The 22,295-nt window shown below is 70.0% G+C and carries 21 protein-coding genes; 4 read left to right on the top strand and 17 right to left on the bottom strand.

The window, feature by feature from the left end; genetic code table 11:
* Positions 1-2: 2 nt before the first annotated feature.
* Positions 3-1,400, bottom strand: coding sequence for an 8-oxoguanine deaminase (locus J4E04_RS12960; RefSeq protein ID WP_231476080.1), 1,398 nt, complete (start codon positions 1,398-1,400; stop codon positions 3-5).
* Positions 1,401-1,513: 113 nt separating this feature from the next.
* Between J4E04_RS12960 and J4E04_RS12955 the strand changes: the two genes are divergently transcribed.
* On the top strand, positions 1,514-3,067 hold the full coding sequence (locus J4E04_RS12955; protein WP_490148738.1) for a PucR family transcriptional regulator: 1,554 nt from the start codon (positions 1,514-1,516) through the stop codon (positions 3,065-3,067).
* On the opposite strand, the gene pucL is transcribed toward J4E04_RS12955, so the two are convergent.
* From pucL to J4E04_RS12935, 4 genes are read right to left on the bottom strand one after another with little or no spacing between them, the layout of a single operon-like run.
* A complete protein-coding gene (pucL, locus tag J4E04_RS12950) occupies positions 3,049-3,969 on the bottom strand; it encodes a factor-independent urate hydroxylase (RefSeq protein WP_490148737.1) in 921 nt (306 codons plus the stop codon). The genes J4E04_RS12955 and pucL overlap by 19 nt on opposite strands.
* 4 nt (positions 3,970-3,973) lie before the next feature.
* Positions 3,974-4,297, bottom strand: coding sequence for a hydroxyisourate hydrolase (uraH, locus tag J4E04_RS12945; RefSeq protein WP_027503685.1), 324 nt, complete (start codon positions 4,295-4,297; stop codon positions 3,974-3,976).
* A complete protein-coding gene (gene uraD, locus J4E04_RS12940) occupies positions 4,294-4,803 on the bottom strand; it encodes a 2-oxo-4-hydroxy-4-carboxy-5-ureidoimidazoline decarboxylase (RefSeq protein ID WP_222638783.1) in 510 nt (169 codons plus the stop codon). Before uraD ends, uraH begins: the two co-directional genes overlap by 4 nt.
* Positions 4,804-4,833: 30 nt before the next feature.
* The gene (locus tag J4E04_RS12935) at positions 4,834-6,738 is read right to left on the bottom strand and encodes a solute carrier family 23 protein (protein ID WP_490148736.1); all 1,905 of its coding nucleotides are present in this window, start codon (positions 6,736-6,738) and stop codon (positions 4,834-4,836) included.
* A gap of 202 nt (positions 6,739-6,940) precedes the next feature.
* Here J4E04_RS12935 and J4E04_RS12930 point away from each other — a divergent pair, with 202 nt between their 5' ends.
* From J4E04_RS12930 to J4E04_RS12920, 3 genes are all read left to right on the top strand, one after another.
* Entirely contained in the window at positions 6,941-7,582 is a 642-nt protein-coding gene (locus J4E04_RS12930) for a pyridoxamine 5'-phosphate oxidase family protein (RefSeq protein WP_490148735.1), read from the top strand.
* A gap of 294 nt (positions 7,583-7,876) precedes the next feature.
* On the top strand, positions 7,877-8,416 hold the full coding sequence (locus tag J4E04_RS12925) for a nucleotidyltransferase family protein (protein ID WP_490148734.1): 540 nt from the start codon (positions 7,877-7,879) through the stop codon (positions 8,414-8,416).
* Between the two features lie 42 nt (positions 8,417-8,458).
* A complete protein-coding gene (locus tag J4E04_RS12920; protein WP_285188776.1) occupies positions 8,459-8,971 on the top strand; it encodes a class I SAM-dependent methyltransferase in 513 nt (170 codons plus the stop codon).
* On the opposite strand, the gene J4E04_RS12915 is transcribed toward J4E04_RS12920, so the two are convergent.
* From J4E04_RS12915 to J4E04_RS12860, 12 genes are all read right to left on the bottom strand, one after another.
* The gene (locus J4E04_RS12915; RefSeq protein ID WP_490148733.1) at positions 8,950-9,675 is read right to left on the bottom strand and encodes a haloacid dehalogenase type II; all 726 of its coding nucleotides are present in this window, start codon (positions 9,673-9,675) and stop codon (positions 8,950-8,952) included. The two genes, J4E04_RS12920 and J4E04_RS12915, sit on opposite strands and share 22 nt — an antisense overlap.
* A 115-nt stretch (positions 9,676-9,790) precedes the next feature.
* Positions 9,791-11,584, bottom strand: coding sequence for an acetyl/propionyl/methylcrotonyl-CoA carboxylase subunit alpha (locus J4E04_RS12910; protein ID WP_490148732.1), 1,794 nt, complete (start codon positions 11,582-11,584; stop codon positions 9,791-9,793).
* Positions 11,585-11,673: 89 nt separating this feature from the next.
* On the bottom strand, positions 11,674-13,131 hold the full coding sequence (locus tag J4E04_RS12905; protein WP_490148731.1) for a condensation domain-containing protein: 1,458 nt from the start codon (positions 13,129-13,131) through the stop codon (positions 11,674-11,676).
* A 102-nt stretch (positions 13,132-13,233) separates the two neighbouring features.
* Positions 13,234-13,653, bottom strand: a complete 420-nt coding sequence (locus J4E04_RS12900; RefSeq protein ID WP_037186768.1) for a SufE family protein — start codon at positions 13,651-13,653, stop codon at positions 13,234-13,236.
* Positions 13,650-14,537 carry a sulfurtransferase gene (locus J4E04_RS12895; RefSeq protein ID WP_222627152.1) on the bottom strand — a complete coding sequence of 296 codons (888 nt, stop codon included), beginning with the start codon at positions 14,535-14,537 and terminating at the stop codon, positions 13,650-13,652. Before J4E04_RS12895 ends, J4E04_RS12900 begins: the two co-directional genes overlap by 4 nt.
* A gap of 82 nt (positions 14,538-14,619) precedes the next feature.
* Positions 14,620-15,300, bottom strand: a complete 681-nt coding sequence (locus J4E04_RS12890) for a Maf family protein (RefSeq protein WP_222638696.1) — start codon at positions 15,298-15,300, stop codon at positions 14,620-14,622.
* Positions 15,297-15,554, bottom strand: coding sequence for an acyl-CoA carboxylase subunit epsilon (locus J4E04_RS12885; protein ID WP_027506905.1), 258 nt, complete (start codon positions 15,552-15,554; stop codon positions 15,297-15,299). Before J4E04_RS12885 ends, J4E04_RS12890 begins: the two co-directional genes overlap by 4 nt.
* Before the next feature lie 36 nt (positions 15,555-15,590).
* A complete protein-coding gene (locus J4E04_RS12880) occupies positions 15,591-16,979 on the bottom strand; it encodes a condensation domain-containing protein (protein ID WP_490148730.1) in 1,389 nt (462 codons plus the stop codon).
* Positions 16,970-18,400 (bottom strand): condensation domain-containing protein, encoded by a 1,431-nt coding sequence (locus J4E04_RS12875; RefSeq protein WP_490148729.1) that lies wholly within the window; start codon positions 18,398-18,400, stop codon positions 16,970-16,972. Before J4E04_RS12875 ends, J4E04_RS12880 begins: the two co-directional genes overlap by 10 nt.
* Entirely contained in the window at positions 18,397-19,857 is a 1,461-nt protein-coding gene (locus J4E04_RS12870; RefSeq protein ID WP_490148728.1) for a condensation domain-containing protein, read from the bottom strand. The genes J4E04_RS12875 and J4E04_RS12870 overlap by 4 nt, the downstream gene beginning before the upstream one ends.
* A 58-nt stretch (positions 19,858-19,915) precedes the next feature.
* Positions 19,916-20,791: a glycosyltransferase family 2 protein gene (locus J4E04_RS12865; protein ID WP_490148727.1), complete on the bottom strand. Its 876-nt coding sequence runs from the start codon at positions 20,789-20,791 to the stop codon at positions 19,916-19,918.
* Positions 20,788-22,125 (bottom strand): glycosyltransferase, encoded by a 1,338-nt coding sequence (locus J4E04_RS12860; RefSeq protein WP_490148726.1) that lies wholly within the window; start codon positions 22,123-22,125, stop codon positions 20,788-20,790. Before J4E04_RS12860 ends, J4E04_RS12865 begins: the two co-directional genes overlap by 4 nt.
* Between the last annotated feature and the right edge of the window lie 170 nt (positions 22,126-22,295).

The raw sequence follows: 22,295 nt of genomic DNA, 5'->3' as shown, positions 1-22,295 counted from the left end.
AATCACCGCCCGGCCTTCGTGAGTAGCGCCGTGTGCGCCGCCGCCACGTCCCGGGCCACCGTCTCCTCGTCGACGGTCATGACCACCCCGTTCTCGACCACCACCCGCCCGTGCACGAGGAGCCGTTCGAGGGGCGGCCGGTCGCCCAGTACCAACGCGGCGACGGGGTCGGTGATGCCGGCGTGGGCGGCGCCGTCGATGCGCCACAGCGCCAGATCGGCGAGCTTGCCCACCTCCAGCGAGCCGATCTCGTTCTCGCGCCCGAGGACTCGGGCACCGCCGAGTGTCGCGAGGTCGAGGCTCTCGCGCACGGTCATGGCCCGGGGTCCGCCGCGCGCCCGTGCGAACAGTGCTGCGTGGTGCGCCTCCTCGAGCATGCTGCAGGACTCGTTGCTGGCGGCACCGTCGACGCCGAGCCCCAGGGGAACCCGAGCGTCGATCAGATCGCGCGCTCGGGCGATACCGGCGCCCAGCCGCGCGTTGGACGTGGGGCAGTGGGCCGCCCCGGTTCCGGTGGCCGCCATGGTCGCGATCGCGGCGTCGTCGAGATGCACGGCGTGCGCGTACCAGACGTCGTCGCCGACCCAGCCGACCGATTCCATGTACTGCACCGGCGTCATGCCGAAGTTGCTGCGGCAGAACTCCTCCTCGTCCAGGGTCTCGGCGAGGTGTGTGTGCAACCGGACGCCCAGCTCGCGCGCCAGCGTCGCCGATTCGCGAAGGAGGTCGCCGGTGACGGAGAACGGCGAGCACGGTGCGAGAGCGATGCGCAGCATCGATCCGAAGGACGGGTCGTGCCAGCGGTCGACCGCGGCGCTGCTCGCGGCCAGGATCGCATCGAGCGACTCCACGACGCTGTCCGGCGGCAGACCACCCTGACTGTGTCCCAGGTCCATCGATCCGCGCGTCGGGTGGAACCGCAGACCGACCGTCCTCGCGGCGTCGATCTCTGCGCCCAACACGTCGCCGCCGTCGTGGGGGAAGACGTAGAGGTGGTCGGTGGTGGTGGTGCATCCGGTCGCGGCCAACCGAGCGAGCCCACCCGTCGCCGCGACGCGGACCGAGTCGGCGTCGATGCCGGCCCACACGGGATACAGCGTCGTCAACCACTCGAAGAGCGTCGAGTCCGCGGCCAGACCGCGGGTGATCCACTGATAGAGATGGTGGTGCGTGTTCACGAGGCCGGGAGTCAGGACGCAACCGCGGCCGTCGATGACGGTGACCTCGGGACCGTCGGGACGCGGCGGCGGTGTCCCGTCGCCGAGCGCCGCGATGAGCCCGTCCTCGATCAGGACCCAGCCCGCCGCCCACTCGGAGCGGGCGGGATCCACGGTGATCACGTGGGCGCCCGTGATGAGAATGCGGTCCGGCACGTCGTACTCCTGTCCTCGCTGTGTCACCGAGTCAACACCGTGTCGGCCACCCGCGCAGGGCGCGCGCCGACGAAACGTGGCCGAAACGAGCGCCGCCTACTGTCGGATCCTCCAACGACGATGCGGGCGGGTGAACGGGTGTGCTGATCCAGGACGTGCTCGACGTACCGGAACTCGCGCTGCGGCGCCTCGTCGGCACCGACGACCAACTCGGTCGGACCGTGCGGTGGGCCTTCGCGACCGATCTGCCGGACCCGTCGCGCTACATCGTGGGCGGCGAGCTGGTCGTCACCGGCATGGTGTGGCGCCGCGCGCCGGAGGACAGCGATGCCTTCGTGGGGTCGGTCGTCGCTGCGGGCGCTGTGGCGCTCGCGGCGGGCGACGAAGTGTTCGGTTCCGTCCCCGACGACGTGGTGCGTGCGTGCGAGAAGTACTCGCTACCGCTGCTCGCGGTGCCGTCGGCGGTCGCGTTCGCGGACGTCATCGATGCCGTCACCAGCCGGGTGACCGGCGATCGGGTGGCGCGGCTCTCCGCCAGTCTGGCCCGCCAGCACCGATTGCTCACCGCGGTCACCGACGGACGCGCGCTCGCGGACCTCACGCACGAGACGGCGCGGGACACGGGCGTGACCTGCCGGATCATCACCGCGGTGGGCCGGCCCGTGGTGTCCGCCGAGCCGTTGGCCACGGAGGTGGTGGACGCTCTCGTACGGGCTGCGGCGCAGAGTCTTCCGTGCCGCCTGGTCACCGAGAACGCGGTGCGGTCCGTGCTGCCCGTCGGATCGAGTTTCGGTCACCGTGCGACTGCGTGGTACCTCGTCGTGGACGGTGACCACGAGTGCATGGACGGGCAGGTTCTCGAAGCGCTCGGTCAGCTGGCGAGCATCGCGGCCCTCGATCGCGTGCGCGTGGACGACGGCGCGCGGGTGCTGCGCACCATGGCCGACCGCGCGGCCGAACTCCTCGTCGACGGATCCGGAGAGCAGGCGCTGGAACGCATTCGACAGATCGGCGTCGACGTGACAGGAGACGTCGTCGCGCTGGCCGCCACTTCGGATATGCCTGTCGAGGTCCTGGCCGCGGTGCTCACCGACGCAGTGCGGGAGTCGGTCGACGGTGCGGTGAGTGTGGGAGTCACCGACGGGGACCTCGTAATCGGTGTCGTCGGGCTACCTCCCGGTCGGACGTCCACCCGCATGGCCGCCGATCTCGCCCTTGCACTGCGGCGACTCGAGGACACCGTGGCCGGACGGATCGCCGTGGGCGTGGGTACGGCGGTGGAGGCCGCGGCCCTCGTCGGATGTGTGCGGTCGGCGCAACACGCACGCGAGGTCGCCGCGGCGTCGGCCGACCGCATCGCGGTGCGGACCAGCGCGGACACCGGATCGGCCGCCGTCCTGCTCTCGGTGGTGCCGGACGGACTGCGCGCTGCCTATGCCCGGCGGGTGCTCGGCGCGGTACTCGACCACGACAGCCGCACCGACGCGGGACTGCTGGACACGCTGCGGGCGTACCTGCACCACGACGGTTCCTGGAGTCGCACGGCGGACGCTCTCCACGTGCACGTCAACACGGTGCGGTACCGCATCGGACGGGTGGAGGCGCTGACGGACCGAGACCTGGGGACGACGGAGGACCGCACCGACGTCTTCGTCGCGTTGGCCGTGCTCGGGCCTCAGCCGACGACGCTGTAACCCCGCCAGGCGGATCCCGCGTCGGGGGCGTCCTCGCGCTCGACGGTCGCTTGGATGAGCCCGTACGGACGGTCGTCGGCGTGGAAGACCTCGCCGTTGTTTTCGACGCCGAAACGGTCGAGGTCGTACAGGAAGTGGTGCTTGTTCGGTGCACTCATCCGGAGCTCCGCGATGAACGGGAATGCCTCCAGCGCAGCGCGTCCCATCGCGAACAGTGTCTGTTGCAACGCGAGCGACTGGAGTGTGGCGAACTGCTCGATCATCACTGCCTTGACGCCGGCATACACCTCGTCCCACGCCACGTCGGTGGTGGTGTAGCGCCACCGGGCCTCGAGCGAGGTGGCCATGACGCGATCATGAGTCGGGGCGAGCACGGTGTAGGAGTCCTCGAGGAAGCCGGCGAACTCGGAGCCCGTCGACTTCAGAATGATCAGATCCTTGAAACCCGCGGTGACCCAGGTCTTCTGCTCCGCTCCGGAGCCGCCCACGGTGACCGAGGCGACCCGCGTCTCCTGGCCCTTGCGCACCCACGTGTGATCGTGGGGGCGGCCGTCCACGGTGACGCGCTCCCACGCGTACTCCTCGAGTTCGATCCGCGCCTCCGTCACCGGCTCGACGTCGTCGACGAAATGCCGTGCCAGATCCAGGCCGTACGACTCGAGATGCAGCAGGCCCTTCTCCTTCGCGTAGGCGTACGCGGTCTGCTTCTGGGTGTCCGTCGGCAGGACCGCGCCCTGGTCACCGACGAGGTGGGCGGCGGAGAAGTCGCCCCGCACTGCCGAGGACACGGAGATGTCCCGGATCTCGTGGCGGGCGGTGTCGCGATAGATGCGCACCACCCGGTTCTCGGCCTTGCCGTACTGGTTGGCTCCCAGGACGATGTTCCCGGTCAGATCGGTCATGGGGTCAGCTTCCTCGATAGGTGGAGTACGCGAACGGGGACAGCAGCAGCGGAACATGGTGGTGCGCATCGACATCGAGGACGGTGAAGGTGATGGACACCTCGGGGTAGAAGGTCTGCGTCCCGGACTGCTCGAAGTACGCGGCGGTGTCGAACACGAGTGTGTAGACACCGGCCACCGCGTCGTCCGGGAGCAGTTCCTTGGCGCGCCCCTCCTCGTCGGTGATGCCGGTGGTGACCACGTCGCCGTGCTCGTCGACCACCGCGAGACCCACCCCCGTCGCCGGTGTCCCGTGCACCGCGTCGAGGACGTGGGTGCTGACGCTCACAGTTCGGTCCGCTCGGTCAGCATGCGGGTCAACCTGATTCGATTGATCTTCGCCAGTTCGGTTCTCATCACGCGCCTCTCCGTCTCCGGATCGTTGTCGAGCCTCTCGGTGAGGATAGCGAGAAGCTCCGTCGCAGGGCGGCCCGTCGCACACACCAGGTAGACGTGGCCGAACTTCTCCTCGTAGGTCCGATTCCCCGCCGCGAGCGCGTCCTTGACGCCCTGGTCCGCCTCGCTCACGGCCGCTTGCTCGCGCTGCGACGACGAGCCGGCGGTCACCGAGGCGCCGATACGTGGATGACCGTCGAGTGCGCGGTCGATCTCCGTCTCGGACAGTTCCTCCAACTCGCTGTCGGCGCGTTCCAGGAGGGCCTCGGCGCTGTCGAAAGGGCGACCGACGGCCACCCGGCGCGCCCAGATGGACGACGAGCAGCACTCGAACAAGGCGTGCATCGCGGCGCGATCGGACAGCCGATTGAATCCGTCGAGCCCGAGTGCTTCGTGCAGGAACACGAGCGTTCCCTTCTGTGGTGGGGATCAGGACAGGTCGTTCAGTCTGCCGAAACGCGCCGCGGCGATGGGATTCGCATCGGCGACCAGGTCGTCGAACCGGTGGTTCGCAATCTTCGCGACCTCGATCATGGCGAACGACCGCTCCGCACCCGGTGAGTTCTCCATCCGCGACCACCCGTTGGCGAGCACCCGGTCGTAGTGCTCGGTCTCGGCCGCGCAGATGACGAGGGGGAAGCCGAAGTGATCCCGGTAGGCGGTGGCCAGGTCGACCACCGAGCGGTGCTCCTCGTCGCCGAGGTGCGCGAGCGAGACGTGGTCCTTGGCGAACGCGGTGCCGGCGTCGTCCTCGCTGCCCAGATCGGGGAAGGCGCTGATCAGCTCGACCTGCTCCTCCGTGGTGCCTGCGAGCAGGGAATCCTGGAACGCCTCCCGCAGTGCATGAGCATCCGCGTAGGGCCGCTGCTCGTACGCGCGACGCACGACCCAGTCCGATCCCTGCACCACGTCGCCGAACGTCGTCGAGAACTCGTCGAGGCTCATCTCGTTGACGGCGTCGAGGGTGATCGAGTCGCCGGGGGAACCTGCCACCGTCGCCCCGCGCGAGCCGCCCACGTGGAAGAACAGGATGTTGAGCACGATCGCGGTGAACGCACCCAGCACGATGCCGCTCGAGAACAGCAGCTCGAGCCAGCTCGGGACACCCTCCGAGACGGTCGGCTGAATGGTGACCAGCAGGGCGAGGCCGAGACTGGTCGCGACGATGATGAGGTTGCGGTGATCGGTGAAGTCCACCTTCGACAGCGTCTGGATGCCCACGACCGCCACGGTGGCGAAGAGCGCCAACGCGGCGCCGCCCAGGACGGGTGACGGAATGGACGCGACCACTGCCGCCGTCTTCGGCAGCAGGCCCAGGACGATCATGATGGCACCGGCGGCGGCGACCACCCAGCGGCTGCGCACGCGAGTCAGGCGCACCAGACCCACATTCTCCGAGAAGGCCGTGTACGGGAACGAGTTGAAGGAACCGCCGATCACCGTGGCCACGCCGTCGGCACGCAGGGTAGCGGCGATGTCGTCCTTCGTGATCCGCTTGCCGACGATCTCACCCGTCGCGAAGACGCTGCCCGTCGACTCGACCGCCGTGATCATCAGCACGACGATCATCGAGATGATGGCGATGACACTGAACTTGGGCGCACCGAACAGGAACGGCTGCGTGAACCCGACCCACGAGGCCTCGGAGACACCGTCGAACGTCATGTCGCCCAACATGTATGCGGTGGCGCTGCCGATGACGAGCCCGAGCAGTACGGCGATGGTGGCGGTGAAGCCGCGGAAGAACCGCTGGATCAGCACGATGATCACCAGGGTGCCGATCGCGTAGGCCATCCAGCGGCCGTTCGTCGGATCCTGCTCGTGCGTCGCAGGATTGGTGACGGCATCGTTCACGGCCACCGGCAGCAGCGCGATACCGATGATGGCGATGACCGTGCCGGTCACCACCGGCGGGAAGAACCTCAGCAGCCTGCTGAACCACGGGGCGATGAGGAACGTGAACAGGCCCGCCACGATGACGGCGCCGTACACGTACAGCAGGCCCTCGGTTCCGCCGCCGTTCGCCATCGCGATCGCGATGACCGGGCTGACACCGGCGAAGGTGACGCCCTGCAGGAGCGGCAGCTTCACACCGATCTTCCGGAAGCCGACCGCCTGGATGATCGAGGCGATGCCACACGTGAAGAGGTCGGCGTTGATCAGGTGGATCAACTGCTCGTTGGTGAGGCCGATGGCCCCACCGATGATGATCGGGACCAGCACCGCCCCGGCGTAGAAGGCGACGACGTGCTGGAACCCGTAGGCCGCCAGCTTGTGGGCGGGGAGAACCTCGTCGACGGGGTGACGCCGCGTGACGGCGGAGCGAACAGTCATGAGTGGACCTGGTTCCAGGCGAGGGCCGAAAAGGCCTGAGGCGGTGCCCTGCGACGGTGCAGGGCGGCGAGTGACCGGAGTGCGGTGCGATCAGACTCCGCCATGCGGGGCCACCCCGCCAGTCGAGACCGCACAAAGTCGGGGCACCGGTCCGCGCTGGTCGTTGGGTGATCCGCCAACAGGTGGTGAAGAGTGAGGGGCGATGAGCAACCACTATCACCACCTGGTGTTCGGACCCTCGGCGCTGGCGCGGCAGCGCGCGAAGGGCAGCTACACGGCCTACGGTGCGCAGACGGAACGCGGCGACGACGGACCCGACGAACTCGACGGCCGCGAGAAGGTGATCATCCGCGCCGCGGACCAGTTCTACCTGTCGACGGTCACCGAGACCGGATGGCCCTACGTCCAGTACCGCAGCGGGCCGGCCGGGTTCCTGCAGGTGCTCGACGACCACACACTCGCGTTCGCCGACTTCGCCGGGAACAACCAGTACGTGACGACCGGCAATCTCGACGCGAACGACCGCGTGGCGCTGATCGTCGTGGACTACCCGCGCCGCCAGCGCGTGAAGATCTACGGGCGCGCGACGGTGGTCGAGGGAAGTGCGGACCCGGCGTTGCTCGAGCGACTCCGGCAGGTGCCCGGCGGCACCGTCGAGTCGCGGTGCGAGCGCAGCGTCGTGATCTCCGTCGAGGCGATCGACTGGAACTGCACCCGCAGCATCATCCCGCGCTACGACCAGGACTACGTGAGCCGGATGGGGGCGCTCTACGAGCGTGACGCTGCGGCGCGGGAGAAGGTGCTGCTCGACCGCATCGCCGAGCTCGAGGCGCGGCTGGAGTAGGGGGCGGGGGGTGCGCGGGGTGTTCCACTCGCGGGCGCTGGGGGCGGGTTCCCGCGCGTGGGTGCGAAAAGTGGGTCGTGGCGCCCGGGAGGTGGAGTTTCTGGTCCTCTCGGCGGCGGACGGGGCGGGATCCCGCGCCATTCGTCGTCGAGCGGAGCGTCACGTGCGCGGGGTGTTCCACTCGCGGGCGCTGGGGGCGGGTTCCCGCGCGTGGGTGCGAAAAGTGGGTCGTGGCGCCCGGGAGGTGCTCGGCGCGCACTGGCGCCGGGGACGCAGCCCGTGCAGGGTGGTCGCATGACGACGGTCGGCGTGGTGCTCGCGGCGGGTGCGGGCACCCGGTACGGCTCCCCCAAGATCCTGGCGCACGACGGGCTCTGGTTGGACCTGGCGGTGCGGGCGCTGCGCGATGGCGGGTGCGACGAGGTCCTGGTCGTCGTGGGTGCCGCGGCACCGGAGATGCCTCCCGGCGCGCAGGCCGTGGTGAACGACGAGTGGCGCACCGGCATGGGCAGCTCGGTCCGGGTGGGCCTGCAGACATGTGAGACGACCGACGCCGACCTCGCGGTGCTGCACCTGGTGGACACCCCCGACATCGGCGCCGAGGTGGTGGGGCGGGTTCTCGACCACGCCGCGAGCACTGGAATCGCGCGGGCCACCTTCGACGACACTCCCGGTCACCCCGTGGTGCTCGCGCGCCGGTGGTGGGCGGAGGTCGCGGAGGCGGCGACGGGGGATCAGGGCGCCCGCACCTTCCTCAGCGGCAACCCCGACGTGATCACCGTCGAGTGCGGGGACCTCGCGACGGGTCGCGATCACGACCGCCCGAGCCCCTGACGATTACGCCGAGGCCCGGCTGGGCACAGGACAGTCATGCCGATGAGTTCGTCCGAAGGTAAGTCCTGGACCCGCGACCGTGTCCACGCCCTGGGGTCCGAGCGACCCGTCTCCGTGCTCGACATCGGACCGGGGGTGGGGACCTACGCGAAATTGCTTGCAGGGCCGCAGCTCTCCCGCATCACCGGTGTCGAGATCTGGGAGCCGTACGTGGAGACCTACCGCCTCCACGAGTACTACGACGAGATCATCCTCGGTGACGCGCGCACGGTGGATCTGCCGACGGCGGACGTGGTGATCATCGGCGACGTGGCGGAGCACATGACCGAGGCCGACGCGGTGGCGCTGTGGGCCAAGTGCTGTGCGGTCGCGACGCGGGCGGCGTACCTGTCGATCCCGATCGTCCACTACCCGCAGCACGAGATCGAGGGCAATCCGCACGAGATCCACGTCGACGAGGACTGGAATCACGAGCGCGTGCTGTCCTCCTTCGAGGGCATCGGCGCCTGGGAACTCGGGTCCGAGGTCGGCGTCTACGAACGACTGCTCGCCTGACCGGACCGGAGAAGCCTGCCCAGTTCCTCGAGGTCGTCGACGACGAACTCCCAGTCGTCGGTGGGTTCGGACTCGGTCTGCTGCGGTCCGTGCTCGTGCGGGCGGCGCACGAAGGCGGTCTGTAGTCCGCACCCACGGGCGGCGGCGAGATCATCGTTGTGTGTCGCGACCATCAGGCACTGGCCGGGCGCGAGATCGAGCAACTCCGCCGTCCGCAGATACGACTCGGGAGTCGGCTTGTAGGCCTGCACCACCTCCGCGCCGAGGACCGCGTCCCAGGGGATGCCGGCACGCTTGGCCATGTCGAGGAGCAACGACACGTTGCCGTTGGACAGGGGTGCCACGATGACGGACTCGCGGACGGCTGCGATACCGGCGACCGAGTCCGGCCACGGCGGCAAGCGGTGCCACGCCAGAGTGAGATCGTCGACCGCCTCGGTGGGGAGCACGTACTCCGCCAGCAGTTCCACGAGACTCTCGCGGTGCAGCACGTCGAGCTTGGTGAAGGGGCGCTCACCGGTCCGGATCGGTTGCATCGAGGGCTGGTACCTCGCACGCCACAGGTCCGCGAAGTCGCCCGGATCGATGTCGTCGCGTTCGGGGGCGTACTCCTCCAGCCAGCGCCGCACCTCGTCGGCGATACCCCCGCGCCAGTCGACGACGGTGCCGAACACGTCGAAGAGAGCGGCCCGGACCTCTGTCACGACGAGTGCCCGTACGAGCCGGGAGACGGGAACGCCCGCCCTCGTCGATCGGTTCTCACGTGCGGACTGTCGTCGGCCATGAGAGGAGCGTAACGGGGGCGGGCGTCCGGCCGGCTCACTTCAGTTCTGCGAGAACAGTTCCCTGGGTGATGGCGGAGCCGGGCTCCACGGCGAGTCCGGTGACGACGCCGTCCTTGTGGGCGGTGACGGGGTTTTCCATCTTCATGGCCTCGAGGACGGCGATGAGGTCTCCGGCGACGACTTCTTGGCCCTCGGTGACGGCGACCTTGACGACGGTGCCCTGCATGGGTGCAGTGACGGCGTCACCGGACGCGGCTGCGCTGCCGGCGCCGCCACGGGTGCGCGCCTTGGGTTTGCGACGAATGACGTTGCCACCGGCAGCAGCGGTGCCGCCGAGCGAGAACTGGCCGGGCAGGGACACCTCGACACGGCGGCCGCCGACCTCGACGACGACGTTCTGGCGGGGTCCGTTCTCGTCGTCCTCGATGGGGGCGCCGGCGGTGAACGGTTCGACGGTGTTGTCCCACTCGGTCTCGATCCACCGGGTGTGGACGTCGAAGGACTGACCGTCGCCGATGAAGGCCGGGTCGGAGACGACGGCGCGGTGGAACGGGATGACGGTGGCGAGGCCCTCGACGCGGAACTCGGCGAGGGCGCGGCGGGAGCGGGCGAGGGCTTCCTCGCGGGTGGCGCCGGTGACGATGAGCTTGGCGAGCATGGAGTCGAACTGGCCGCCGATGACGGAGCCGGACTCGACACCGGAGTCGACGCGCACGCCGGGGCCCTCGGGGGCGATGAAGGTGGTGACCGGTCCGGGGGCGGGGAGGAAGCCGCGGCCGGCGTCCTCACCGTTGATGCGGAACTCGAAGGAGTGTCCGCGCGGTGCCGGGTCCTCGGTGATGGAGAGTTCGTCGCCGTTGGCGATGCGGAACTGCTGCAGCACCAGGTCGATGCCGGAGGTCTCCTCGGTGACGGGGTGTTCGACCTGCAGGCGGGTGTTGACCTCGAGGAAGGAGACGAGTCCGTCCTGGCCGACGAGGTACTCGACGGTGCCGGCGCCGTAGTAGCCGGCTTCCTTGCAGATGGCCTTGGCGGAGGCGTGGATCTCGGCGCGCTGGTCGTCGGTGAGGAACGGTGCGGGAGCTTCCTCGACGAGCTTCTGGAAGCGGCGCTGCAGGGAGCAGTCGCGGGTGCCGGCGACGACGACGTTGCCGTGCTGGTCGGCGATGACCTGCGCTTCGACGTGGCGGGGCTTGTCGAGGTAGCGCTCGACGAAGCACTCGCCGCGGCCGAAGGCGGAGACGGCTTCGCGGGTGGCGGAGTCGAAGAGCTCGGGGATCTCCTCGCGGGTGCGGGCGACCTTCATGCCGCGTCCGCCGCCGCCGAAGGCGGCCTTGATGGCGATGGGGAGGCCGTGCTCGTCGGCGAAGGCGAGGATCTCGTCGGCGTCCTTGACTGGCTCGGACGTGCCGGGCACGGAGGGGGCCTTCGCGCGGGTGGCGATGTGGCGGGCGGTGACCTTGTCGCCGAGGTCGCGGATGGACTGCGGGGACGGTCCGATCCAGATCAGGCCGGCGTCGAGGACGGCCTGGGCGAAGTCGGCGTTCTCGGAGAGGAAGCCGTAGCCGGGGTGGATCGCATCGGCGCCGGACTTGGCGGCGGCGTCGATGATCTTGTCGATCGCGAGGTAGGACTCGGCGGAGGTCTGACCGCCGAGGGCGAAGGCTTCGTCGGCGAGGCGGACGAAGGGCGCGTCGGCGTCGGGTTCGGCGTAGACCGCGACGGAGGTGTAGCCGGCGTCGGCCGCTGCGCGGATCACACGTACCGCTATCTCACCGCGGTTCGCGACGAGAACCTTGCTGATGCGGGCAGTGGCGTGGCTGGGCACGAAGCCTCCTGTGAGGTCGGGTGGGCCGTCGCGTGGTGTCGCTCCGGCGGACGAGCACGGGCCTTCGCCCGCGCCATCGGTTGGTCATCCTAGTTTCGGAGTGTAGGGGTGAGGTCACTCCGGGCCCGCACGAGGTGTGTCCCGGTGGTCACGACGTCGCTGAGCACGGTCCGCAGTTCTGCCACGAACCGGTGGACGGCAGCGGTGGCGACCTCGCTGCTGGGGAACCGGGCCGAGATGTTGACGCCCTGCGGAGTGCGATGCACCCACAGGTAGACGTCGTGGTCGTACTTCCTGCTCCGCAGTGCGCGCGCGTTGACGTCGGGCCACGTCCGCGCGTCGGGTGCGAAGCGCACGTCCATGAAGGAGACGACGAAACGCGGGGTGTCGTGCAGGTCGATCGCCTCGGCGACGAGATCGAGGGGGACGCGCGAGATCGGACGAGTGCGTGCGATCTCGGCTCCGGCGCGCACGACGACGTCTCCGAACGACTCGCCGTCCGCGACGTCGAACGCGAGGGGAGCCACGCCGACGAACCAGCCGAGGGACGCGGCCCACGACGGGTCGTGACGGGTGTGCATCGGGGTGACCGTGCGGAAGCGCCCGGCACCGGACACGGCAGCCGCCGCAGCGCCCATCGAGGCCATGAGGCCGGCGGAGAAGCCCGGACCGGCGCGGCGGCACGCCACGGTGAACGCGTCCGCCTCCTCGGGCGAGAGGATCCACGCGGACAGTCCGGCCTGCGGGATCGGCACCTCCGGGACAGGTCCGATGTCGAGCGGGAAGGACGGGAATCGTCCCCCGTCCTCGGCGAGGAAGTTCGCCCACTCCACGGCGGCGTCGTGCGTCCGGTCGACCCCGCTGCAGAGGGTGCGCTCGAGTTCGCCGAAATCGAGGTAACTGCCGGTGGGGAAGAGCCCTGCCGGGGCGCCGGTGGTCTCCTGCTCGTAGAGGCGGGTGAGTTCGTGCGCGATGAGCACGATGGACAGCCCGTCGATGATCGAGTGATCGGCGGCGAAGAACACGGTGAAGTGGTCCGGTGCCGCGTCGCCGCCGGAGTGTCCGGTGGGTTCGAGAGTGACGAACGCGTACGACGGCCACACCAGCGGCGACGTGTACTCGTCGAACAGGTGCTGAAGATGCTGGTACACCTCGCCGGCCTGCGTGCACGCGTCCTGCTGGATGACCCAGATGTCGGTGGCACCGACCGGGGCCGTCACGCGCGAGAGCAGGCCCGTGTCGGGGTCGACGGTGGCGTTGGACCGCATGCCCTCGTGCCGGTCGATCCACGCCAGCACCGCGCGCCGGAACGCGGCGGTGTCGAGCGGGCCCGCGATGTCGAACGCGGTGCCGAGCCACGACTCGCGACCGGCGGACGGCCGGGCCAGGGTGCGACGCAGGTGCGCCTCGTGCACGTAGGAGGTGGGCCGATCGTCGGGCAGCCACCCCGCGTCCTCCGGCGTCGATGCGTGCGGACCGACACTCGGGATCCATTCGGTGAGGGTGCCTGCCGGAATCGGGTAGTCGACCAGTTCGGTGAACTCCACGATTCGGCTGTCCTTCCACACCGGCGCGACGCCCCGTCCGGACGCCGCTCTCGGTACCTCAGTCTACCGCCGAGAGCGACATTGTCCGAACAAAGCGGCGAGTCAGGACCGCAGGTGCTGTTTGACGCGGCTGAGCATCGCCGACATCCCGCGCAGCCGTAGCGGACTCACGGCCGCCGCGAGTCCCAGCTCGGTGTAGAAGTCGTCCGGGACGTCGAGGATGTCGTCGGCGGGAAGACCGTCGAGCCCCTGCGCCAGGATCGACGCGAAGCCGCGCGTGGTCGGTGCCTCCGGCGGGGCGCTGAAGTACAGGCGCACCGCAGACCGGTCGGACGAGTCCACCGACAGGAACAGCGGTGACTGGCACTCCGGGACGGGCTCCATCGCGGCCTGCTCGAGACCTGCGGGCAAGGCCGGCAGCTCCTTGCTGAACTCGAGCAGCATCGTGATCTTGTCCTGGCCCTCGACGGCCGCGAAGTCGTCGACGATCTCGGCCAGCGGCGCGGGCAGTGTTCCGCTCATTGCAGGGCTCCGGGCTCCTCGCCGCGCGCGATCGGTGTGCGCACGGCGTTGCCCCACTCGGTCCAGGAACCGTCGTAGTTCCGGACGTTCTCGTAGCCGAGCAGATGCGTCAGCACGAACCACGTGTGCGACGACCGCTCGCCGATGCGGCAGTACGCGATGACGTCGGCGTCGGAGGACACGTCCCCGTAGACCTCGTCGAGCTCGGTGCGGGACTTGAACCGGCCGTCGGGTGCCGCGGCCTTCGCCCACGGGATGCTCAGCGCTGTCGGGATGTGTCCACCGCGCAGCGCGCCCTCGTCGGGGTAGTCGGGCATGTGGGTGCGCTCGCCGGTGTACTCGGCGGGGGACCGCACATCGACCAGCGGGCCGGATCCGAGGTGTGCGAGGACGTCGTCCTTGAACGCACGGATGGCTGCGTCGTCGCGCTCGACGACGGGGTAGTCCGCCCCGGAGATGTCGGGGACGTCGAGTGTGGTGTCGCGGTTCTCGGCGAGCCAGGCGTCGCGTCCACCGTCCAGCAGGCGCACGTCCTCGTGGCCGAACAGAGTGAAGACCCACAGCGCGTACGCGGCCCACCAGTTGCTCTTGTCGCCGTAGATGACGACGGTGTCGTCGCGCGAGATGCCCTTGCGGTTCATCAGGTCGGCGAACTTCTCGCCGTCGACGTAGTCGCGCGTGACGGGGTCGTTCAGGTCGAGATGCCAGTCGATCTTGACCGCGCCGGGGATGTGGCCGACGTCGTAGAGGAGCACGTCCTCGTCGGACTCGACGACCTTGAGTCCGGGTGTGCCGATGTTGGCGGAGAGCCACTGCGTCGTGACGAGTCGTTCGGGGTGCGCGAACGACGCGAAGGCGGGGTGGGGATCTGGCGCGACGGACACGTGCGTCTCCTGAGGTTGTCAGACGGGGGGTCGAACTGATTGTGCGTGACCACACGATCCTAGGGCGCGCGTCGGGACGGCGTCAGACGCTGGTGTCGTCGATCCCGTCACGATGCGCCGCGGCGCTCTCCCACAGATCGGCGATGCCGACACCCACCTCGGCGAGCAACCGGCGTACCAGCGGCAGCCCGATACCGATGACGGACGACGGGTCACCCTCGATGCCGTCGACGAACCAGCCACCGAGACCGTCGAGGGTGAACGCGCCCGCGACGGCGAGTGGCTCGCCCGAGCGAAGGTATGCCTCGAGGTCCCGCTCGGTCGGCGAGGAGAAGTGCACCGTGGTCCCGCAGTGGGCCGCGCCGCGTGCGGTCACCCGGCCGTCGTCGAGCCGTAGGACGCAGTGACCGGTGAGCAGGTCACCGCTCGCACCGGCCATCGCCGCCCAGCGTTCGCGAGCGACGGCGACGTCTCGTGGTTTGCCCACGAGGTCGCCGCCGATCGACAGCATGGAGTCGCAGCCCACGACGACGACGGTGCCGGTCGACAGCTCCGGATCGTGGGCGAGAGCCTCTGCGATCACGGCCGCCTTGGCCGCGGCCAGCTCGGTGACCACCACCTCGTGGGGGGAGTCGGAGGGCAGTGCTGCGGCGACCGCGTCCTCGTCGACGTCCGAGACTCGGACGATCGGATCCACCCCGGCTGCCCGCAACACGGACAGGCGGGCGGGCGAGCGCGACGCGAGTACGAACCGGACCGTCACCGCGGTCCGGTGACCCCGGTGGTGAACGAGTAGGGCGAGAAGGCCGTGCCCGCGCGGTGCATGGTGGACGGGCGACCCCAGTGATCGAGCACGGGGATCTCGGTCGGCCCGGCGTCGGCCGTGGCGGCGGACAGGACGGCCACGAGGGCGGCGATCTCCTCGTCGGTCGGGTTGCCCGACTCGACGCGCAGGAAGGGCGCCGAGGGAGCGGTCTCGTCCGTACCGGACTCGGTCCGGTCGTCGGCTGATGTCACGAAGCGTCTCCTCCAGGTGCAGGTGTTCCCCGAACTCTAGGGGACGGTGACCGACGCGTCGGCCGCGGTCCGGGTGTCCACCGCGAACCGTAGGGCGGCCTCGCACGGCTGGGCGACGAGTGCGAGGTGGTCCGTGACGGCGGCCACGAAGGCCTCGATCGTGGTGCGGGCGGTCGGGTTGTCGGGGAACCGGCTCCGCAGTGCGAGACCGTCCGCGGTGCGGGAGATCCAGAACTGCGCGTCGTCGGAGACGGTGACGTTGGAGATGTGGTGGGCGTCGATGCTGCGCAGCAGGTCGTGTCCGGGGGCCGACCGGTAGTCGACGTAGGACACCATGAAGACGTCCTTGCGCGGGCGCCGGAGTCCGCCCGCGGCCTCGACCACGCGGGCGATGGGCACCTCGCCCAGCGCGACCGCGCGTCGCACCGCCGGACCGGCCGAGCGGATCGTGGCCCTCAGGTCGCTCTCGGTGACCACCTCGAGCGGCGCGTTGGTGACGAACCAGCCGACGGACGACCGCCACGCCGCGGATCGACGGGTGTGCAGCGGGAACAGCAGGGGAACCGTGGCGCCACCACCGAGGTCGCGTACCGCGTGCGCCATGGCCGCGAGCACACCGGCGTAGAGGCTGGCCCCGTCGGCCCGGCACCCGGTCTCGGCCGCGTCGGCCTCCCGTGCGGTGAGCAGGGTGTCGACGCGGACCGCACAGCGGTCCGTGCGCCCGTGCGGGACTCCGAGATCGAGAGGGAACTGCGGCGGAGCGCCGGCGCCCGCGTGCAGGAAGTCGACCCACGTGCGGAGCCGGTCGTCCTCGAGGTCGATCGGCGTGCCCGCGGACTCGGCTGCGCAGTAGTCGACGAAGTCACCCGGATCCGGCGCGGTCTCCGGCTCGCCGAGATAGCCCCGACGGACGTCGTCGATGACGACCGCCAGCGAATACGCGTCGACGTGCGCGTGATCGAACCCGCACACCACCGTGGAGACGTCCGGACGATCGATGGCGAGGAAGGTGTAGGCCGGTGCGGAGAAGGGAGCGCACGCGGCGTCGAGCGCGCCGCGCACGACGCGGTGTGCCTCCGGGACGGACGGGACCGCGATGTCCGGTCGTCGTCGGAGGGTGAGCGCACCCTGCGGATGGTTCACGCGTGACGGACCGGAGTCGGACCGCACGAACCCGGTCCGGAGCGAACCGTGGCGTGCGACCAACCGCTCGAGAGAACGCTCCAGGGCATCGGTGTCCAGCGGCCCCGGGACGTCGAACGATGCTGCGAGCCACGTGCTGCCGTCGTCGACGTCGGCGAGGTGCGCACTCTGGTTGAACGACGGCGGGACCGTCGACGGGACGGGTTCGGCGTCGGAACGCACGAGCCACTGCAGGACGACGCCGGGGCGCGGGGCCCAGGCGTCCACTCCGATCACGTGCACGCGCCACCACCGACGACGCGGTTCCCGTCCCGCGCGACCGTCTGCAGGACCTCCCGCAGGTGCTGGTGGTATCGCGCCACCTGCCGCTGAGCCTTGGGCGTCGCGGGAGTCTGCGACCCGAGATAGAAGTGGCGATCGTCCCGGTTGAACCACATGGACGCGTTCGCGGTGCGGCCCTCGCCGGTGAACAGGATCGCGTCGTCGTCGGCCTCGGAGGCGTGTCCGGGGAACCAGCGGAAATCGATGTAGGACAACAGGTGCGGGCTCGATGCCAGTCCGGCGCCGCCGACGCCGGACTCGAAGAGCAGCTGCAGCACCTTCCCGATCGGCGCTGCCGCGGTGGCCTTCGTGCGGGCGTAGGCCTCGCTCGCTCGACCGACGAGGGTGCGGAAGTCGCCGACGCCCGCCACGGGGAACGTCACGGGCGCGAAGTTGCAGAACCAGCCCTGGGACAGGGCGAAGTCCCCGAGATGGCGGGTACCGAGCACGGTGATGCCGGCGTAGTCGTCGCGGCCCGCGAGCTCGTGATCGGTGATCGCGACCGCGGCGAACAGGCCCGTGACGAACTTCCCACCCGCCTCCCGGCACGCGGCGTCGAAGGCCGCGGTGTCGTCCGCGCCCAGCAGGTCCATCTCGATCGGTTCGACGGGAGCGGTCTCACCCGGTGCGAGTCCGAGGTCGAGCGGGAAGGACGGCATCGCGCCGCCGTGGGCTCGCACGACGTCGATCCACTCGGCCAGCTCGGGGGAGTCGGCGTCGACGGCCTCGGCCCTCTCGTTCTCGATCGCGACGTGCTCGAGGAAGCTTCCGGTCCACGCCGAGATGTCGGTGGGTGCACGGTTCGACTGCGCCGCGCGATAGAGATCGATCAGCTCCGCCAGGACCAGGACCTGAGAGGCGCCGTCGGAGAACGCGTGGTCCGCACCGTAATAGAGCGTGAATCCCCCCGGTCGCGCCACCGCCCCGAACGCCACGGCGGGCCAACTCAGGGGTGTGGCGTCCCGCGAGAGCCGATCGCGCACGTAGTCGAGGAACTGGTCGGGCGCCGAGCACTCGCCCGCGGAGACGGCCCGCAGGCGCGCGGCCGCCGGGGGAACGCGGCGCCGCACGACCGCGGCGCCGTCCGTCTCGAACCACGTCTGCAGTCCCTCGTGGCGCAGGAGGAACTGCTCGAAGGCGAGGGTCAACGCGGCGACGTCGAGATCTCCGGCGACCTCGGTCGCGGAGCCGAGGTACGCGGTGTGCGTGCCTCCCCGGTCCGCCACCGCGCGCACACCGCGAACATGGTTCTCCTGCAGGAACGACGGCGGGGTGGGATCGACCGGTGCGGACTCGACGAGCGGCCGTGCGTCGTCGACCGGATGCCACTCGAGCAGTTCGCCGGGTGCGGGTTTCCAGTTGCGCATCGCCGTGATGATCATGCGTGCACCGTCCTGTCCGCCCCGCTCTCGACGACGGCGCCGGCGGACTCGCGCAACACCTCCTGGAATCGGGCGAGGTAGGCGTGCACGTTGCGGACCGCCTCCTCGTGGCCGGGGAACCGGGCCGCGATGCTGAGGCCGAGCGGCGTGCGGAGAATCCAGAAGTAGACCTCGTCGCGGGAGGCGGTGGCACTGCGGAGTGTGCGCGTGTTCCACAGCGGCCACGACTCGGCATCGGGGGTGTGACGCAGATCGAGGTAGGACACCACGAACTGCGGCACCGAGTCCACGTTCAGCAGCCGCGCGACACGGGAGTACGGCTGGCGTGCATAGCCCTTGACGGCGTCCAGGCCGGCGGCGGCGCGGCGCACGGCGTCGTCCACGTCCGAGGCGGGGTCGACGTGGACGTCGACCGGCACCACTCCCACGTACCAGCCGACCGATTCGGCGTACTGGGGCTCGAAGCGCGTGTGCATGGGCATGGTCACTCGCAGTCGGCGTTCACCCGCGAGGTCGCGGGAGGTCAGTGCCAGCGCACCGACCACGGCCGCGGTCATGGACGCACCCCGCGCGCGGGTGTGTGCGGCGAGCGCGTCGGTGTCCGCCGCACTCAACAGGTACCGGGAGAGACTGCTCTGCCGCTCGGGACCGTGCTCGTCGTCGGCGCCGACCGGGAGGGGGAACGGGGGGAAGCTGCCGTCGGAGAGGAAGGACGACCAGGTGCGGACCACCTCGTGGTCCGGGGTCAGGCAGTCACCGGTCTCCCGGTCGACGACGCTGAAGTCGAGATGACTGCCGATCGCCGCCAGCCGTGGATCGCGCGCGTGGATCTCGAACTCGTACAGCCGGCGGAGTTCGCTGACGGCCAACAGCATCGAGTACGCGTCCATGACGGAGTGGTCGGCTCCGAAGACGAGCAGGAACCGGTCCGTCTCGTCGTCCTCCTCGGTCGACGAACCCGGGGCGATGTCCTCGACCGTGGCGACCACGCAGTGCGGCCACCGGAACGGCGACAGGGTGCGGGCGAAGAAGTCCGAGACGTCGGCGTGCACGTCGGATCCCGTGCGCCGACGCCCGAGTACACGCGGAACCACGTCCACCGCATCCTCCGGGACGGTGGAGCGGGCGAGACGGGCGCCGCCGTCGGCGTCGACGCCGTCCGTCGTGACCGTCGAGCGGAAGGTCTCGTGGCGAGAGGTCCAGGCGCGCAGAGCACGACGCAGCGCCTCGGCGTCGTACCGGTCGTGGATCTCGAACACCGCCCCGATCCAGGCTGCGCCGATCTCGTCCGAGGATCCCGTGGCAGCCTTGGCGAGGCTGTGACGGCAATGTTCCTCGTGCGTGTAGGCCAGTGGTCGGTCGTCCCGATACCAGCGGTCGGTCGCGGTGACGGTGGGGATCCACTCGGTCACCACGCCCCGGGGGAGCGGGTGATCGGCGAGCTCGGTGAATTCCATCTTCGGTCTCACGTCCGTTCGGGTCGAGATCGCAGGGTCGGGAAGTGGAGCGGTGCGCTCAGGGCATTCCGCGATCGGTGCGGGGGCGCAGGAGATGTCGCGCGGAGAAGGATCCGCTGTCGCTGTCGTAGGCGCGGATCATCACGAGTCGGCAGGCGTGGAGCACGGACACCCCCGGCACGTACAGCACGAGCGCTGCCGCCGCGAGCGCGTGGCGTCGATGCAGTCGTAGGGTTCGGGGGAGGCACGCCATGTAGCGGACGAATGACCGCATTCCCGATTCCATTCGGCGCGGCGACACTCCCACGGTGAGGGAGGGCAGAAAGGCGTTGCGCCCGCCCGACTCCTGGACGCAGAGCCCCATGTCGACGTCCTCGAAGACGTCGCGGCGCAGCGAGACGTCCTCGCGGATCAGCTTCCACGTCTCGCGGCGCAGGATCATGTTCGAGCCGTACAGGACCGGAACGTCGCGGACCTCCGGGGTGGACGGCGACCGCCGGGCGAGCGGTGACCACCGCGCCTTGATGCGGGCGGCCGCGTCGCCGTAGGGCAGCTCGTACGCCTCACCGCGTCCGCACGCGGCGGCCCAGTGCTGATGGACGTCGGCGGCGAAGAAGTCGAGAATCGTTGACGCCCAGTCATCGGGCACGCGGGTGTCGGCATCGATCCGGGCGACGAGATCCCCGGACGCCGCATCCATACCGGCGTTCCGGGCGAAGACGAGACCCTGCTGCTTCTCGGTCACCACGCGGATCTCGGGGTGGTCCGTGGCATGTCGTCGCACGATGTCACGGGTGCCGTCCGCGGAGTTGTTGTCCACGACGATGATCTCGGTGATGCAGTCGAGCTGGGTGCACAGCAGGTCCAGGCACGCGCCGATGCACTCCTCCTCGTCGAATGCCGGGACGACGACGGACAGGGACAGTCGGTTCATCGGGAGGTCTCCGTTCGCGAGGCGGTCGGGTGCAGCGGGGCCGTGCGGCGCTGCGCTGCCGCCTCGACGAGGTCGGCGCACCGCCGGACCGCATCGGTGGGCGAGACGAGGGAATTCGAGAGACGCTCTGCAGCAGAACGTGTCCGTGGGTGGAGCACCCGAGCCAGAGCGGCATCGAGCGAGGCGGAGGACGCCGATCGTGCGGCGACGCTCGCGCCGACTCGCGAGGCGACGACGCGTCGTCCCCACAGGGGTTGATCGGCACCGACGTGACACACGAGGGTGGGTCGACCGGCGCGCAGACCGGCGGCGGTGGACCCGGCGCCGCCGTGGTGGACGACGGCCTCGCACTGCGGGAGCACCGCGGTGTGGTCGACGGCCGACACCGAGAGGACATCGTGCCCGAACTCGCTGGAACCGGGGGCGTTCTCGCGCAGCAGCCGGTCGTCCCAGCCGCCGACGAGCAGAACGCGTCTCCCGGCACGCCGAACGGCAGCGACGAGTTCGTCGAGAAGAGCCGCGCCGCCGGGGACCGTCATGCTGCCGAACCCGATGTACACCGGTGGTGTGCCCGCGCGGAGCCAGGAATCGAGACCGTCGGTGACCGGGGCAGCTCGCTGCACCGCGGCGCGAGTGCGGGCGTCGGGATGCAGGAAACCGGTGAGAGGTCGCGCCGGGCCCCATTCCTCCGTGAGCCCGGGGAACAGCGCCGCGTCGTACGCCTGGATCTCGGTGACGCCGGAACGCGCCAGCGCCCCAGCGACACTGGATGTCATGGGCGGAAGTCCGAGTTCTGCTCGGAGGGTGGTGTGCGCACCACGGGAGGCGCGCCACAGTGTGGTGTCGAGCGCCCACCACGCCGCGCGGTGCACGAACCCCGGGAGGGCCGACGGTACCGGGACGACGGAGGCGACGCCGTTGCTGCGAACCGGGCAGAAGTGCAGGGGTACGTAGGGGATCGAGTGCACCTCGGCCACGTCGTACGCGCTCTCCTGACCGACGGACGACCCCACGAGGACATCGCTGCCGGCGGCCAGGTCGGTCAGCGCGGCTCGCGCGGCGCGACCTCCCGCGACGGTGACGGCCGTGACGGCTGCCAGCCGGCGGCGCGGGTTGCGCGAGGCCATGTCTCGGGTCACGAGGGGCGAGGTGAGCAGCTCCGCGGTGTCCACACCGCACGGGCGAGCATCGAGGCCGGCGGACGCGGCGAAGGCGACGAGGTTCGGCGGAACGGCGAGCACCACACGGTGTCCACGTCGTTCCAGCTCGGTGGCCAGGACGACGCCGGGCTGCACGTCGCCTCTACTTCCCTGAAATGCCAACGTGACCTGCATGTCTCACCCCCTCGAGCGTTGCTCCGCGACCCCCGCGCGCCGAGCGTCCGCAACTGATGACCTCCGCGAACTGTTCGTGGAACGACCATTGCAGACATGGTGGGACTCCGCCAATCGTGACGTCCTACGCCACACCGACACGCCAGGGTGACGAGTGTCTCGCTGTCCGA

Source organism: Rhodococcus sp. NFXS4, assembly GCF_058139645.1.
Note: the sequence above shows the minus strand (reverse complement) of the source record. Positions and strands in the feature narration are given on the sequence as shown.

Bases quoted from the DNA above. Each gene is read 5' to 3' on its own strand.
- J4E04_RS12935 (WP_490148736.1), bottom strand. From the start codon at position 6,738: ATGACTGTTCGCTCCGCCGTCACGCGGCGTCACCCCGTCGACGAGGTT.
- J4E04_RS12860 (WP_490148726.1), bottom strand. From the start codon at position 22,125: ATGCAGGTCACGTTGGCATTTCAGGGAAGTAGAGGCGACGTGCAGCCC.
- J4E04_RS12930 (WP_490148735.1), top strand. From the start codon at position 6,941: ATGAGCAACCACTATCACCACCTGGTGTTCGGACCCTCGGCGCTGGCG.
- J4E04_RS12875 (WP_490148729.1), bottom strand. From the start codon at position 18,400: ATGATCATCACGGCGATGCGCAACTGGAAACCCGCACCCGGCGAACTG.
- J4E04_RS12865 (WP_490148727.1), bottom strand. From the start codon at position 20,791: ATGAACCGACTGTCCCTGTCCGTCGTCGTCCCGGCATTCGACGAGGAG.
- J4E04_RS12900 (WP_037186768.1), bottom strand. From the start codon at position 13,653: ATGAGCGGAACACTGCCCGCGCCGCTGGCCGAGATCGTCGACGACTTC.
- pucL (WP_490148737.1), bottom strand. From the start codon at position 3,969: ATGACCGATCTGACCGGGAACATCGTCCTGGGAGCCAACCAGTACGGC.
- J4E04_RS12925 (WP_490148734.1), top strand. From the start codon at position 7,877: ATGACGACGGTCGGCGTGGTGCTCGCGGCGGGTGCGGGCACCCGGTAC.
- J4E04_RS12920 (WP_285188776.1), top strand. From the start codon at position 8,459: ATGAGTTCGTCCGAAGGTAAGTCCTGGACCCGCGACCGTGTCCACGCC.
- J4E04_RS12870 (WP_490148728.1), bottom strand. From the start codon at position 19,857: ATGGAATTCACCGAGCTCGCCGATCACCCGCTCCCCCGGGGCGTGGTG.